At 67.1% G+C, this 14,464-nt stretch carries 11 protein-coding genes and 1 pseudogene; 6 read left to right on the top strand and 6 right to left on the bottom strand.

Annotated elements, in window-relative coordinates; translation table 11 throughout:
* From ACFYE3_RS04645 to ACFYE3_RS04670, 6 genes and pseudogenes are all read left to right on the top strand, one after another.
* Positions 1-750: pseudogene (locus ACFYE3_RS04645) on the top strand (NADPH-dependent F420 reductase); the annotation flags it as partial.
* A gap of 55 nt (positions 751-805) precedes the next feature.
* Complete coding sequence (locus ACFYE3_RS04650) at positions 806-2,029, top strand: MFS transporter (protein ID WP_387606497.1); 1,224 nt, start codon at positions 806-808, stop codon at positions 2,027-2,029.
* Between the two features lie 343 nt (positions 2,030-2,372).
* Entirely contained in the window at positions 2,373-3,806 is a 1,434-nt protein-coding gene (locus ACFYE3_RS04655) for a DHA2 family efflux MFS transporter permease subunit (RefSeq protein WP_387606499.1), read from the top strand.
* A 198-nt stretch (positions 3,807-4,004) separates the two neighbouring features.
* Positions 4,005-4,157, top strand: a complete 153-nt coding sequence (locus ACFYE3_RS04660; RefSeq protein WP_387606500.1) for a hypothetical protein — start codon at positions 4,005-4,007, stop codon at positions 4,155-4,157.
* Positions 4,154-4,927: an NmrA family NAD(P)-binding protein gene (locus tag ACFYE3_RS04665; protein WP_387606502.1), complete on the top strand. Its 774-nt coding sequence runs from the start codon at positions 4,154-4,156 to the stop codon at positions 4,925-4,927. The genes ACFYE3_RS04660 and ACFYE3_RS04665 overlap by 4 nt, the downstream gene beginning before the upstream one ends.
* Positions 4,928-5,513: 586 nt before the next feature.
* On the top strand, positions 5,514-5,930 hold the full coding sequence (locus tag ACFYE3_RS04670; RefSeq protein WP_387606504.1) for an OsmC family protein: 417 nt from the start codon (positions 5,514-5,516) through the stop codon (positions 5,928-5,930).
* Between the two features lie 767 nt (positions 5,931-6,697).
* Here the strand turns inward: ACFYE3_RS04670 and ACFYE3_RS04675 are convergent.
* The 6 genes from ACFYE3_RS04675 to ACFYE3_RS04700 all read right to left on the bottom strand — a co-directional run bounded on the left by ACFYE3_RS04675 (position 6,698) and on the right by ACFYE3_RS04700 (position 14,412).
* Positions 6,698-8,500, bottom strand: a complete 1,803-nt coding sequence (locus ACFYE3_RS04675) for a thiamine pyrophosphate-binding protein (RefSeq protein ID WP_387606506.1) — start codon at positions 8,498-8,500, stop codon at positions 6,698-6,700.
* A 128-nt stretch (positions 8,501-8,628) separates the two neighbouring features.
* Positions 8,629-10,062, bottom strand: a complete 1,434-nt coding sequence (locus tag ACFYE3_RS04680) for a 2-hydroxycarboxylate transporter family protein (protein WP_387606509.1) — start codon at positions 10,060-10,062, stop codon at positions 8,629-8,631.
* Positions 10,063-10,134: 72 nt separating this feature from the next.
* Positions 10,135-11,010, bottom strand: a complete 876-nt coding sequence (locus tag ACFYE3_RS04685; protein WP_387606510.1) for a hydroxymethylglutaryl-CoA lyase — start codon at positions 11,008-11,010, stop codon at positions 10,135-10,137.
* 7 nt (positions 11,011-11,017) lie between these two features.
* Positions 11,018-12,253 (bottom strand): CaiB/BaiF CoA transferase family protein, encoded by a 1,236-nt coding sequence (locus ACFYE3_RS04690; protein ID WP_387606512.1) that lies wholly within the window; start codon positions 12,251-12,253, stop codon positions 11,018-11,020.
* 159 nt (positions 12,254-12,412) lie between these two features.
* Positions 12,413-13,024, bottom strand: coding sequence for an IclR family transcriptional regulator (locus ACFYE3_RS04695; RefSeq protein ID WP_387606514.1), 612 nt, complete (start codon positions 13,022-13,024; stop codon positions 12,413-12,415).
* A 398-nt stretch (positions 13,025-13,422) separates the two neighbouring features.
* Positions 13,423-14,412: an NAD(P)-dependent oxidoreductase gene (locus ACFYE3_RS04700; protein WP_387606516.1), complete on the bottom strand. Its 990-nt coding sequence runs from the start codon at positions 14,410-14,412 to the stop codon at positions 13,423-13,425.
* Positions 14,413-14,464: the final 52 nt, after the last annotated feature.

A 14,464-nucleotide genomic window follows, 5' to 3' on the forward strand; every position in this document is an offset into this window, starting at 1 on the left:
AGAACCATGAAAATCGGAATTATCGGCGCGGGCTCGATCGGCTCGACCATCGCTCGGCGGCTCAGTCGGCACGGACATGACGTCGCGATCGCCAACTCCCGCGGCCCGGAGACGATCGCCGCCGCAGCCTTGAGCACCGGTGCACGAGCCGTCACCGCCTCCGAAGCGGCCACCGGCGTCGATGTCCTCATCGTTTCCGTCCCGATGAACCGCAATGAGGACATCGCCGCCCACGTCCGGCGCGCACCCGAGGGCGCGGTCGTCATCGACACGTCCAACTACTACCCGGCCCGCGACGGCATCATCCCCGCCTTCTCCGAGGGACAACCCGAGAGCATCTGGTTGTCCGAGGTGTTCGGGCGCCCCGTCACGAAAGCCTGGAACGCCATCACCTCCCAGTCCTTCGACGCCAAGGCCACCGAGGCCGGTACTGCAGGCCGGGTCGCCATCCCGGTCGCCTCCGATCGCGACGACCACCGGAATCTCGCGATGTCCCTGGTCGAGCAAACCGGCTTCGACGCTGTCGATGCCGGAGTCCTCGCCGAATCGTGGCGCCAACAGCCCGGTGCCCCCGTCTACTGCACCGACCGTACGCGCGAGGAGGTGCCCGCCTTCCTGGCAGCCGCCGAGAAGGAGCGCGTCCCGCAGCGCCGGGATCTGGCCATGGACGCCATCGGCGGGTACATCGCCGCCGGCGGCAGGCCGGACGGCAAGTTCCTCGTCGCCATCAACCGTGCCTGCTACAGCTGACGCTGCGGCACCACAACTTCACTCCCACCCACACGCAAGCCAGGATGACTAACGCATGACTTCGCACGAAGCAACAGCAACACAAGACACCGGCGCTGACGGATCACGGTCCGACAGCGCAGGCCCGATGCAGAAACCATCATGGGCGGGCGTGGCCTCGCTGAGCGTGGGCGTGTTCGCCCTCGTGATGGCCGAATTCTTGCCGGCGAGCCTTCTCTCCCGGGTTGCCGCAGATCTGGGAGTTACAGAGGGTGTGGCCGGTCAGTCCGTCGCCATCACCGCCATCGTCGCAGCCGTTTCCGGCATCACCATCCCTGTCGTGCTCTCGCGCATGGACCGCAGGCACCTGATGATCATCCTTTCAGCGCTGGCCGTTGTATCCGATGTGCTGGTGGCGATCGCGCCGACCTACCCGATCCTTCTGGCCGCCCGCGTCTTGCTCGGCATCGCGATCGGCGGATTCTGGGCGCTGGCAATCTCCATCACAGCGCGCCTGGTTCCGGCATCGAAACTCGGTCTGGGCCTGACGATCGTGAATGTCGGCGTGACCCTGGCCACGGTCGCCGCGGTCCCGCTCGGCACGCTGCTCGGCGAGATCTGGGGTTGGCGTGCAGTGTTCGCTCTGGCCGCGGGCGTCGGCATCATCGCCATGGTCATCCAATTCTTCGCCCTGCCTTCGATGCTGACCGGCCCGTCGAGCGGCTTCCGGCCCCTGGTCCAGACACTGCGCTCCCGCATGGTTCTGCTCTGCCTGTTCACCATGGCTTTGATGGGGGCCGGTCATTTCGCCGGCTTCACCTACATCCGTCCTGCAGCGACCGAGGTCGGCGGGCTCGATCCCGAGCAGCTCGCTGTCCTGCTCCTGGTGTACGGCCTCGGGATTGTGGGCGGCAACCTGATCGCCGGACCTCTCGCCGACCGCACCCTGCGCACCGCGGCACTGATCTTCCCGCTCGTCCTCGGTCTCGCGATGATCGCCTTCGTGTACATGGGCGGCAGTACCGTGCTGCTCTTCGTCGCCGCCGCACTCTGGGGGGCCGGTTTCGGTGCCCTGCCGACTGTCATCTCGACTTGGCTCGCACGAGCCGAACCGAGCCGCCTGGAAAGCATCGGCGGACTGCAGACAGGGGTGTTCCAGGTTGCGATCGCCCTCGGCGCATTCCTTGGTGGGCTCCTCGTCGACGGTGCGGGCGTACAGACAGCCCTGGTCCTCGGCGGCCTCGCCTCCGTGCTCGGCGCCCTCATACTGGTGGCCGTCAAACCCCGGACACTGGCGTGACTGAAGAGGGCTAGCCGACTGAACCTATCTCCGGTGCCTGGCGCCCGCCGCATGCCAGGCACCGGAGATTTCTCACGGAGACGACAGACCCGAGCGCTGACGCCGACACAACTAAGGACGACGCTAAGCCGGAATTTGACCTTCACACTAGTGTGAAGGTGGAGACTGAATGCCGGCAAGCTCTCCGATGGCGTGGTGCTCTGTCCGGGCGGTGATCCTGTGGATTCCAACCCCGAGCCGATGAATGACACGAGCACCTTGGAGTCAACATTTCATGAGTAGTGACACGCAGCTCGCCCCTGCAACAGGGCCCGTCGGCATCGTCGCCGATCCCCCAAGAGCGGTGACCGGCCCGATCGCGACCAGCCCCGCACCGACGAAGCGATTGTCTCCGGGAGAGGTTCTGACGATCTCCGTCCTGGTCTTCTCGGCGTTCGTGGCGTTCCTGTCCGAGATGGTGGTCGGGGTGGCGCTGCCGCAGATCATGGACGACCTCAACATCACGGCTACGACCGGGCAGTGGCTCACCACCGGCTACGCCCTCACCCTGGCGGTGATCATCCCGACCACCGGGTACATCATGCAGCGATTCCAGCTTCGGACGATCTTCCTTGTCAGCGTCGGATTGTTCACCCTCGGCACCCTGATCGCGGCCGTCGCACCCGGCTTCGCGCTGCTGCTCACCGGCCGGATCGTGCAAGCACTCGGTACGGCGGTGTTGGTCCCGCTGCTGATGACGACATCGATCGGTCTCGTTGCGCCGTCTCGTCGTGGACGGATGATGGCGTTAGTCACTGCGGTGTCCGCTGTCGCGCCCGCCCTCGGTCCCGCCTTCTCCGGTCTCGTGATGTCGCAGCTGACCTGGCGGTGGCTGTTCATCATTATCTTGCCGCTGTCACTCCTCGGCCTCTTCATCGGGGCGATCAAGATGCCGAACCTCACCACGCCGCGGCGCATCGGATTCGACACGCTGTCGCTGGTGCTCTCCGCGATCGGATTCGGAGCGTTGGTGTACGGCTTAGCGAGTGCTGGCGAATCCAGCGGTGGCCACTTCTCGCCCACCTTCTGGATCGCGATCCCGCTGGGCGTGGCGGGTATCGCAGCATTCGTGTGGCGTCAGCTCCGATTGCAGCGCCGTGACGCGGCCGTTCTCGACATGCGAATCTTCATCCATGCCGGATTCGCACGACCGGTCATCGTCTTCCTGTTCCTGGTGATGGGCGCCTTCAGTCTCGCCACCCTGCTCCCTCTCATCCTGCAGGAATCCCTCGGACTCGGTTCATTGGAGACCGGGCTGCTCATGGTGCCGGGCGGCGCGACGATCGGGATCGTGTCCGTCCTCGTCGGCCGCTACTACGACCGCCTCGGAGCCCGCGGGCTTGCGATCCCGGGAGCTATCGTCGTCAGTGCCGGCTGGTGGTTCATGACGACCTTCACCGAGAACACCTCGATGTGGGTGGCACTGGCTACGTACGTGTTCATCTGCGCCGGACAAGCCTTCGCCTGGGTCGCTCTCTTCACCATGTCGCTGGGATCCCTTCCCAGCGCTCTCGCTCCGCACGGCAGCGCCGCACTCAACACCATCCAGCAGCTCGGTGGCGCGGCCGGTCTGGCAGTACTCATCGCGGTTCTCAGCTCGAACGCCGGCGGCACCGACGCCACCTCCATCGCAGATGGTGCACGCGCTGCCTTCACAGTCGGCACTGTTCTCGCAGTCGTCGCCCTCGTGGCCACGGCATTCCTTCCGCGACACACGCGCAACACGGACGAAGACTGAACGAGCAACAGAACATGACCTGCCGGCTCTCGGTCACGTCTGGCTGTGCCGAGATCAAAGCGCCACAGCCAGACGCCGGCGCCAAGCCAGAGGATCCCGAGCGCCGAGCTCACCATGACGCCGCCCTGATGTTCTGCGGCTAGATCGCTGCTCTGACGTCAGATCGACTGATACGTACCAAATCGAAAGGAAACCACCGTGGAAAATCATGCTGCAGAGGTTGATTCAACGAGACCCATCGTGCTCGTCATCGGGACGACCGGCCAGGTCGGCAAGCTCATCATCGACGAATTCGACCGTGACCCGGCAACGTTCGGGTCCGCTACGCCGCGCGCAAACTCGAGCAGGTGAAAGAACTGCGTGCAGCAGGACGGGACACGGTGCGCCTCGACCTGGACGATCCGAGCACCTTCGCCCACGCGCTGTACGGCGTGGACCGAGTTTATCTTCTGACCGGCTACACCGTTGCCATGCTGGCCCAGAGCAAGACGCTCGTCGATGCCGCGGTCAAAGCAGGTGTTGGCCACATCGTGCATCAAGGCGTGTTCGCCAACTGGGACGTCACCGATCCGCACTTCGTCTGGCACCAGATAATCGAACGCTACATCGAGGGAAGCGGCCTGGAGTGGACGCACCTGCACCCCAACGTGTTCATGGAGGGGCTGGCGTCAATGACTCCGGTCGACGACGGTGCCTTCTCCGTCTTCTGGGATGACCGCCGCGTCGGATGGATCGCCGCGCGAGACATCGCCGCTGTCGCCGCGACGGTGCTGCGCCAGGGGCCATCTCGACACGGCGGCAAGGAATACTGGCTGTCCACCGAAGTGGCCTCGGGACCCGAGGTGGCGGCCATCTTCTCCGATGTCCTGGACCGAGAGATTCGTTGCGACGTGCGCGGTCCAGAGGAGTTCAAGGCTTCGATCGCCGACCGCAGCCTCACGGTGGAGTCCTGGTACGCCGACGCGGGCGTGGAATTCACCCGGCAGGTCATCGACGGACGGATGGGATACATCGGCACAGTCCGCGACGACGTGGAGTTCGTCACCGGCAGCCCCTCGATCTCCTTACGACAGTGGGCAGTCGAGAACCGTGACCGACTAACTCCGAGCCCCTCCGCATAACGTTCGAGTCGCAAGTGCTGCGAGACTGCGCCAAGACAAACCTGATAGAACCACTTCAGGGTCCAGGTCGCCCGCGACCTGGGGATGTCCAAGGCCACCCTCTACCAACGGATCCAGGAGTTGCCGTAAGCGACGACCATCTGAGCTCCTCGTTGACTGTGGACATCACGATGCACATGTCGTGCACCGGATTCTGTTGATTGATGCAGCACCTTCTGTGATGGTGTTCCGTCATGGTTTTGTCCTCGTCCTCACCTGCGGGTCAGCGGTTCCTCGCTTCAATCCGGGAAGGGCGGGAGCTCAAACCATCCGCCCGCGACGCCGGCGTCGACAAGGGTAGGTCCGGCAGGCGGACCAGGTGCCGGTGGCCGGTGAGTCCGGGCTGTGCCGGGACGATATTTGGGGCGTGTCGTCGTAGCGGGAGCAGGAGCTGGGGCGGGCGTCACCGCAGGAAACCAAACGTGACGTCCGAACACGGACCAGGATGGCTCGTTCCTTTCGACGGTGTTGGCCTCGTCCTAGCATGGTGGGTGCACAACCTCGCGCCGCGGCGTGGGACGTCATGGCCTGATCATCAGGAGAAGCCATGAACATCGCCCTGAGTGAATCGATCGAGCGGATTACCGCCGACCCGGCCGCCGGACAGATCTTCCCGAAGGTGACAGCAACGCTGACGCAGGGCCGCACCCGCCTGGGCGCCGGCTCCTTCAGCTGGGAGACCGACCTGCCGGAACCGGTCGGCGGCTCCAATGAGTCACCGAGCCCTACCGCCTATCTGCTCGGTGCCCTGGCCGGGTGCGCGGTGGCCTTCATCCACGACACCCTCGCCCCTCAGCTCGGGGTCGAGATCACCGAGCTCAGCGCCACGGCCAGTTGCACCACCAACCTCGGCGGTCTGCTAGACGTCGACGGCATCACCCCGGATCTGCAGCAGCTGCGCATCGAGATCACCGTGTCCTCGACCAGCCCAGCCGAACAGGTGGAGGCCATGCAGCAGGCATAGTTGCAGCGCTGCCCGGTCTACCTCGCGCTGCGCAACCCCAACGACGTCGAGGTCCACTTCACCTCCACGTGATCCGCGTGGACCCCGACCCACCGTGCGGGGGAACGGGGAAGGCACCCTAGAACGCAGATGTGATTACGAACGGCGGAACCAAGACAGGCTCCGTCTCCTTGGCTTTACATATGGCGGGATAGCGGCCATCGAGCCAGCTCAACGTCACCTATCAATGCGGCAGTCCCGGTTGTTCTGGTTTGGGAAACGTAAAGATCCTCGTCCATCCGCGTGGATGGACGAGGAGCTTTCGGTGGGAGCACGGGGCGGGAAGTCATGGCGCACATGGAGCTTCCGCTGGTGACTCGTGTTTTCCTCCCGGCGCAGGCCTGTCATCGCGTCATGGCTGACTGCTCGAGACCTTGGTTCGGCACGTGGTGCACGCCCGCCGTGACCTTGACGCCTGGTGGCTCTCAACAGCGATGGAAGCGGTGCTCCTGGGTGGACAGCATTCGCCGCTCTCCGCACTTGAGTTCCCGGACCCAGGCCACGTGCAGGTGGGGCATGGTGTCGTCGACGACTGCTTGGTAAGGCTGGTGTCCCGGCGCGTGAACCTCCACATGGTCGCCAGGGCGTAGTGCCCAAGCGGAGATGGTTGTGTCCTCGGATAACGTTGCGTCCGCTTGTGGTGCCTCGGATGTGGGCATTGCGGGCCCGGAGATCTGGGGCGGTGGGGCGCCCTGACTATCGGCAGGGCTGGTGGGGAAGGCCATGGTCTACATCTTCTTGCCGGCGGTGAGGGAGGCGGCCATGAATTCCACGACGACTTTCTGGGAGATGGCCACGTCCAGGACGAAGACTCCTTCGTCGTGGGTGGCCAGCCAGTCGGTGAGCACGGCGAGGTCGGCCAGAGTCCGGGCTTTTGCTCCGTCCGCGCCCAGGCCCCGGCCGATGGCTGCGAAGTCGACTTCGTCGATGAGCATTGCGGTGGGGTCCAGGCCCTTGGAGGCGTATTGGTGCAGCTCAGCCCCGTAGGCGGAGTCGTTGAGCACGATTACCACTCCGCGGGCGGTGGCGCGGATGAAGGTCTCGAAGTCGGCCAGGCCCATGAGCCCACCGCCGTCGCCGGTGACGAACACCGTGGTGCGCTCGGGGCGGGCCACCGAGACCCCGGCCGCGGAGCCGAACCCCAGTCCGATGGACTGGAAGGCGGTGCCCACCAGGACCATGGCCTGCGGATCCGGCACGGTCAGGTACATCGGGGCCCAGCCCATGAAGTGGCCCCCGTCCATCACCACGGAGCGGTCCTTCGGGAGGATCTCTTCCAGGGCCGCGACCACGGTCCGGGGGTTGAGCCGGCCGTCGGGGCCGAACTCGGCCGGGTCCTCCACCGGGGCGGGTGAGCGGAAGGCCTCCCCGGCCACCTCGGGCACGGCCGCCCGCCAGGTGCGCGCCTGCTCGGTCGTGGGGATCCGGCCGGTGAGGGCCTGCAGGAAGGGGTCGAGGTCGGCGCGGATGTAGTCGGTGACGGCCGGGTGGGCCACCGCGGCCTCGGGTTCGTTGTCGATGCGGATCACCCGGGTGCCGGGCGCGAAGAGGGTTCCGTAGCGGGCTTGGAAGGCGTTGAGGCTCGCCCCGGCGACCAGCACCAGGTCGGCCTGGCGGACGAGCTCGAGGCGGTGGTCGCGGGTGAAGCCCCCGGCAATCCCCAGGTCCCAGGGGGAGTCGAAGAGGTTGGTGGCCATCACCGAGGTCATGAACAGGCCCCCGAGCCGGTCCCCGATCTCCTTGAGCGGGGCGGCGGCATCGGCCAGGAGCACGCCGCGCCCACCCAGGATCAACGGCCGGCGCGCGTCACGCAGCAGGGCGGCGATGCGGTCGAGCTCCTCGGACGGGGCGTTCCAGGCAGGCTTGGCCGGCAATGGCGGCAGCTGCACCGGCTCGATGAGCGGGGCGGTAGCGACGTCATAGGGGATGGCCACCACCACGGGCCGGAAGGTTTGCTGGGCCAGGTCGAAGGCCCGGTGCGTGATCGCCGTTGCGTTCTCCGGGGTCGCCACGAGCGTGGTGACCCCCACCGCCGTGGCGGCACCGGGCTGATCGATGTCGAAGGCTCGACGCCCCGTCGTTGGGGCGTCGCCCACCACCATCACCAGGGGGATACGGGCCAGGCAGGCCTCGGCCAGGGCCGTGTAGGCGTTGGTGAACCCCGCCCCGTAGGTGGTGGTGGCCGCCCCGACGCGCCCGGTGGCCCGGTGGTAGGCATCGGCCATGGTGACCGTGGCGGCTTCGTGGCGGGCGGAGGTGAATCCGAACCCGGCGTAGGTGAGGTGGCTGATCAGGTGGGCGTTGCCGTTGCCCATCAGCCCGAACAGGTGATCGGTGCGCGCAGCGATTCCCTCGGCGACGGCGGTGGAGACGGTGAGGGGCGAATCCGTGTTCTCACCCGTGGCGCTGTGTCCGCCGGGAAGGGGTTTCGTCCCGTTGCTCTCGGCTAGCACGTCGCTGTCGGCTGGCACGTCGGGACCTTGCTCCTTGTCGAGGGTGGGTGAGGGTTGGATGGAGTCGGTCTTCGTCATGGCACATGTCCTGTTCGGGTTTTGGTGATGACGGTGGCGGTCATGTGTTGCCTGTTGGTGCGGTGGACGGGGCGCTCCGCCGCCCTGGATCGGTGCGGCGGAGCGGTGCCGGTGGGGCGGGTCCCGGATCAGCCGGCCAGCAGCGGCACGAGCAGGGAGGTGACGAACAGCACCAGGGCTCCGCCGAGGCGGTTGGTCAGCGCCGCGAAGGGCATCAGGTGCATGCGGTTGGCCGCACTGAGCACGGCGACGTCGCCGGAGCCGCCGGTGTCGGCCATGACCAGGCCCGGGGTGATGGCGGCCTCCACGAAGTGGAACTTCACCAGCCAGCCCAGGACCCCGGAGGTGAGGGTGGCGATGACGACGGTGGCGATGGTGAGGATGATGAACATCGGGTTGCTCACCGAGGCGAGGACCTCCTGGATGTCGATGTAGGTCATGCTCACCCCGACGAGCAGGGCCGGGACCAGGATGGAGGCGATCATGTCGCCCCACTCGGAGGACCCGTCCTCGAGGTCCTTGGGCAGCAGCCCGAAGATCTTGACCGCGGCGGCGAAGAGGATGGTCCAGGCGTAGGGGTGCAGCACCGGCAGGTAGACCGCGACCAGGTTGCCGGCCACGAACAGGACCGCGGCGATGAGCAGGCCTTTGCCCAGGGAGAGGAAGGAGGAGAGCTCCTTCTTCGGCGGAGTGGCCATTTCTCCGGCCCGGCCCTTCACGCGCATGAGTTCACCGTGGCCGTTGAACCCAACGAACAGCTGCTTCTTGCGCTTGCCCAGCCCGTTGTAGACCCCGGCGATGAGAATGCACACGATGTTGGCCATCACCACCGCCGACATCAAATCACCCATGAACGTGGCGGCCTCCCCGCCGGTGCGGGCGGCGTACATCTCCGACATCGGTACCGCACCCAGACCCAGGCCCCCGGCCATGATCGGGGCGGCGATGAAGAGAATGCCCTCCATGAACCCGAAGCCGGTGACCGCACCGAGCAGCCCGATCAGGCTGAAGGTGGCGATCAGGCACCCGACCAGGGGGACCGCGAAGCGGGGCCCGGCCTTCAGGAGCAGTGCCCGGGGCATGCCGAGGATGGACCCGGCGATCAGGGCCATGACGAAGAAGTCCAGGAACCCGTAGCTGTCCACGAAGCTCTGCACCACGACCACGGCGTTCTCCGGCATCACCCCGGCGAACATGAGGGTGGCCGGGACGAAGGTGCACAGGACGGTGGGCAGCCCGTAGTCGCGGATCACGGGGAAGAGATTGCCGATCCAGATCAGCAGTCCGCCCAGCAGCATGGTGACGGCGAAGCCCGCGAGCATGGACTCGGGCAGGTTGCCGGTCACCGCGGCGATGAGCACCACGGCAGCGAACACGGCGTAGATCGGGGCGGGCGTGCTGGCGATGCGCCAGCCCTGGCGGCCGGGGTAGTGGGTGCCCCGGCGCGGGCCTGCGGTCGGGGCGACCGCACGGTGCATCCCGGTGCCCGGGTCCGCAGGCTGCTGATCCGATGCCTGGCCGGCGGGCTCGGTGGTCTGGGTGGTCGGTGGTGTCGTGGACATCGGGATCCCCTGGTTCGTGTGGGCACGGCGGTTCTCACAGGATCCGCTCGTGGATGGAAGAGGTGAAGTGGTCTAGCGTCCGGCGGGGTCCAGGGACCCGAGCGCCGGGGAGTGCGCAATGACGTCGCGGGCCAGGCGCACTGCCTCGGCGAGGCGGTCCTCGTCGATGCCGGTGTCGTGGCCGGTGGCGTGCAGGTGGGCTACGAGTTGTTCGGTGGCGATGTTGCCGTGGGCGCCGGGGGCGAAGGGGCAGCCGCCGTAGCCGCCCAGGGCGCTGTCGAAGCGGGTGATCCCCAGCCGTTCCACGGCGGCGGTGACGGTGTCCAGGGCCTGGCCGTGGGCGTTGTGCAGGTGCAGGGAGTAGGTCAGCTCCGGCTCGGCGTCCTGGACGTACGCCACGGCGTGGATCACCTGATGGGTGGGTGAGCTGCCGAGGGTGTCGGCAAGGCCGATGTCGGTGATGCCCATGGCCTTGAAGGCCCGCACCACCCGCAGCAGGTGGGCGGGGTCGATCTCACCTTCGAAGGGGCAGGTGAAGGCGGTGGAGATCCCGGCGAAGAAGTGGGTCCGCGGGTAGCGGGCCACTTCGGCGGCGAGGTCTGCCAGGGCGTCCTCGATGGACTGTCCGGCGTTGGCGCTGCTGTGGGCCTGGCTGGCGGAGGCGACGACCTGGACGTCGGTGGCTCCCGCTTCGACGGCCCGGGCGATGCCGCGGCCGTTGAGCGCCAGTGCCGTGTACGTCACCGGCTCGGGGTGGGGGAGCCCGGCCAGGACCTCGGTGGCGTCGGCCATCTGCGGGACCTTCTTCGAGTTGACGAAGGAGGCCACCTCCAGGCGGGTGAGGCCGGCGGCCACCAGGGCCTCGGCGACGGCGAGCTTGTCGGCGGTGGGCACGACGACGTCCTCGTCCTGGAGGCCGTCGCGCAGGAACACGTCGGTGATCTGCATGTCCAAATCAGCCCACCTCCTGCGGGGTGAGGTCGGCGATCTCCTCGGGGCTCAGCCCGGCGATCTCGTGCAGGACCTCCTCGGTGTGCTGGCCCAGCTCCGGACCGACCCACTGGACCCGGCCCTGGTGGCCGGGGATCTTGGGCACCACCCCGGGGAAGCGGATGAGCTCGGGCTCGTCCTCGACGACGACCTCGTGGGTTTCGATCATGCCCCGGGCGAGGTAGTGCTCGTCGGTGGCGATGGACGGGGCGTCGTAGACCGGCCCGGCCGGCACACCGGCGGCGTCGAGATGCTCAAGCACCTCCTTGAGCGGCATGCTGGAGGTCCAGGCGGTGATCGCCCCGTTGAGCTCCTCCTCCCGGGCCCCGCGCGCCTCGGTCGTCAGCAGCGACTCGTCGGCGGCCAGATCTGCCCGGCCGATGGCGGTCATCAGGCGGCGGAAGACGGAGTTGGAGTTGCCGCCGATGACGACCTCCAGGTCGTCGCCGCAGGGGTAGGAGCCGGTGGGCACCACCCCGGGCAGCCGGCCACCGGTGCGGGTGCGCACCAACCCGTAGGCGTCGTAGTCGGGCACCAGGGACTCCAGCAGGCTGAACACGCCCTCGTAGAGGGCGACGTCGACGACCTGCGGGCCCTCGGAGCGGGCGCCGCGGGCCTTCTGCAGCATGAGCATCAGCGCCCCGATGACTCCGTAGAGCCCGGCCACGGTGTCGCCCAGGGACGCCGCGGCCCGGCCGGCCGGGCGGTCGGGCTCACCGGTGACGTAGCGCAGCCCGGCGAAGGACTCCGCCGAGCTGCCGAAACCGGCGCGGTTGCGGTACGGGCCGGTCTGTCCGTAGCCGGAGATCCGCACGATCACCATCTCCGGGTTGAGCTCGGTCAGGACCTCGGGTCCCAGGCCCCACTTCTCCAGGGTGCCGGGGCGGAAGTTCTCGATCACCACGTCGCACTTCGCGGCGATCTTCTTCACCGCCTCCCGGCCGGTGTCCGAGCGCAGGTCCAGGGCTACCGACTTCTTGTTCCGGGCCACGGTGCGGAACAGCATCGAGGTGGCCCCGCGGGTCTTGCGCCAGTCGCGCAGCTCGTCGCCGCCGGTGGGCTTCTCGATCTTGATGATCTCGGCGCCGAAGTCGCCGAACAGGCGGGCGGCGAAGGGGGCGGCGATGAAGCTGCCCAGCTCCAGCACACGGATGCCCTCCAGCGGGAGGGAGGTGCCCTCGAGACGGAGATTGTCGGTCATGGTGCCTGCTTCCTTGGTTTGGCCTTGCGACGTCCCAAGCTTCTCACTGGGTGGGATATCACTGTCGTTTAGCGGGAGGACATTAGCGCGTGACCCAGAACACACACAACCCCCTCGGCGAAAAAGCCGAGGGGGTTGTGGAGCAAATGTGGTGGGGAACTACAGGGCGGCCTGCTCGAGGTCGCCACTGATACGTCGGGCGGCAGCGACGACGGCGTCACCGAAGTCGGCGCCAGGGGAGTCCTGCACGCGGGCCAGCGGCATGGCCAGGCACACTGCGGCAATGGTCTGCCCGCGCAGCACCACCGGGGCGCTGACCGAGCCCAGCCCCGGAGTTCGCCGGCCGACGGATTCCACCCACCCGTGGGCCTCCATCTCCTCCAGGGCTTCCGGTTCGTTGGCCAGGAGGCGTCCGCTGGAGCCTGCCGGCAGGGCCAGACGCGATCCCGGAGGCAGTGTCGCCCTCAGCTCCTGGGGGCTGTCGAGGTTGAGGAGGCAGATGCGGTCCTCCCCGCGACGGATCCACAATTGGGCGCTCTCACCGGTCGCGTCCCGTAGCGCGGTCAGTGCCGGTAGCGCGACCTTCTCCAGGGCGGACTGCACGAAGCGCTGTCCCAGCCGGAAGTTCCCGGCCTCGGTCCGGCGCAGGAATCCGTACTCGACCATCGACAGGGCCAAGCGGTGGGCGGTCGAGACCGACAGGCCCGTTCGGCGAGCCAGCTCGCTGGCCGAGGCCGAGGAGGAATCCACGGCATCGAGGATCGCGGCCACACGCTCCAGGGTGCGGTTGCTACTCGGTGACTCAGAGGACGACATGGAGCCACCTTATGGCCAGGTGTCTGTTCTACCGCGCAACAGATCCCAGTTCTCGGGCACCCGGACTGTGCGGCCGACGGTGCCCACGGGTGCCCCGGATGGAGCTGACGTCACACTCGTGCCGGCCACTTGGGCGCTCAGGAGCAGGAGGGCACGAGCACTGCTCGACGTCTCCCGTGGTGCCCATGGCGGATTGCCGGCCGCCTCGCGCGGCAGCATCGACACCACCCCTGACAGCGACCCGGGCGCCGAACCACAGGCCCCGGCAGCCGCTGATCACACGGTGACCGCCCCCGCGCCATCCCTTCGACCGAATCCATACGGTTCATCCGGCATCGCGGGTGGGTGGCACGCTACGAGACCGACAGGTGGGCCGCTCGCTTCGTCTCTGTGACGACCCCGCTGGGGGTGTCACCACGCAGGACCGCATCGAAGTTCTGCCAGACCGTCGCGATCCTGCGCTGGACGTTCTCCCAGCCCACACCGGCCATGTGCGGGGTGCACACCACCTGCTCCAGATCCAGCAACTCGCTGGCGGTGTCCAACGGCTCTCTGTCGTAGACATCAAGTCCTGCTCCCGCGATGCGCCCCTCGCGCAAGCATTCAATGAGGGCGCGCTCATCCACAACCTCACCACGGCCGACATTGACGAGAACACCGCTGCGCTTCATCAGGGCCAGTTCCTCGCGCCCGATCATCTTGTCGGAGTCCGCATTCAACGGAACATTCACGCAGACGATGTCGGAGATCGCCATGAGCTCCTCCAACGAGACGGGGCGAGCCGGGATGAGCTCGGACACCGTCAGCGGGATCTCCGCGTTGTCGTAGAAGACCACGTTGGCGCCGAACCCGTGGTGGACGACCTTGCCGACCCAGCGCCCGATGTTCCCCAGGCCGACGATCCCGACCGTCTTGCCGTACAGCTCCGAGTAGGACATCTCGTCCAGGTCCTGACGCCACTTCCCATCGTGCATCAGCTGCATGGAGGCCGGGATCCGCCGCAGCACCGTCAGCATCAACGTGACCGCATGCTCTCCGACGGAGATCGAATGGGTCTTCATCTGCGCCACCGGAACCCCCAGCTCGTTCAGGACACTGATCGGCAGCTGCCCGTAGCCAGAGCTCATGTACTGGATGAACTTGGCGTTCTTGGCGGCCCGGAACACCTCCTCGGGCACGTCGACGCCCGAGATGAGGAAGTCGGCATCCGCCGCCTCACGGCACATCGCCGACACCTCCGCCCCGGGCGGCATCACTGTCACCTCGAAGCCCTCCGGTGCGGAATCCACCAGGCGGCCGACATAGTCCTTCAGCGGGTTGAGGAACAAGACTTTGTAGGTCATGGGTGCACATCTTTCGTGAGTCAATGCCTGCCGACTGCGGTATGAGAGGTTG

Source organism: Kocuria arenosa (assembly GCF_042879215.1).
Taxonomy (GTDB): Bacteria; Actinomycetota; Actinomycetes; order Actinomycetales; family Micrococcaceae; genus Kocuria; species Kocuria arenosa.

Coding starts and splice junctions, on each gene's coding strand:
- ACFYE3_RS04650 (WP_387606497.1), top strand. CDS start 806: ATGACTTCGCACGAAGCAACAGCAACACAAGACACCGGCGCTGACGGA.
- ACFYE3_RS04670 (WP_387606504.1), top strand. CDS start 5,514: ATGAACATCGCCCTGAGTGAATCGATCGAGCGGATTACCGCCGACCCG.
- ACFYE3_RS04675 (WP_387606506.1), bottom strand. CDS start 8,500: ATGACGAAGACCGACTCCATCCAACCCTCACCCACCCTCGACAAGGAG.
- ACFYE3_RS04680 (WP_387606509.1), bottom strand. CDS start 10,062: ATGTCCACGACACCACCGACCACCCAGACCACCGAGCCCGCCGGCCAG.
- ACFYE3_RS04685 (WP_387606510.1), bottom strand. CDS start 11,010: ATGCAGATCACCGACGTGTTCCTGCGCGACGGCCTCCAGGACGAGGAC.
- ACFYE3_RS04690 (WP_387606512.1), bottom strand. CDS start 12,253: ATGACCGACAATCTCCGTCTCGAGGGCACCTCCCTCCCGCTGGAGGGC.
- ACFYE3_RS04700 (WP_387606516.1), bottom strand. CDS start 14,412: ATGACCTACAAAGTCTTGTTCCTCAACCCGCTGAAGGACTATGTCGGC.